Source organism: Psychrobacter proteolyticus (assembly GCF_038155145.1).
Taxonomy (GTDB): Bacteria; Pseudomonadota; Gammaproteobacteria; order Pseudomonadales; family Moraxellaceae; genus Psychrobacter; species Psychrobacter proteolyticus_B.
The window spans coordinates 1-221 of the sequence record NZ_JBAKAY010000131.1; the positions used below are offsets into that span (position 1 = coordinate 1).

General features: G+C 46.2%; 1 pseudogene. It reads left to right on the top strand.

Features of this window, described 5'->3' with window-relative positions:
• Nucleotides 1-221 (top strand): annotated as a pseudogene (locus V6252_RS13250) (sulfite exporter TauE/SafE family protein); the annotation flags it as partial.

The following is a 221-nucleotide window of genomic DNA, read 5'->3' on the forward strand; positions in this document are numbered from 1 at the left end:
CAGCAGCTTGTGGATTGCATATCTCGATTGCAGGCGCGCTAGGATTTATGTTCTGTGGCATGCAGGAGCAAGGTGATGTGCCCTATACGATTGGCTTTGTTCACATCTATGCTTTTTTGGTCATTAGCATCATGAGCTTATTCACCGCCAAGCTAGGCGAAAAAGTCGCTCAGGCATTATCACCGCAGAAGCTCAAAAAATGCTTTGCAGTACTGTTAACC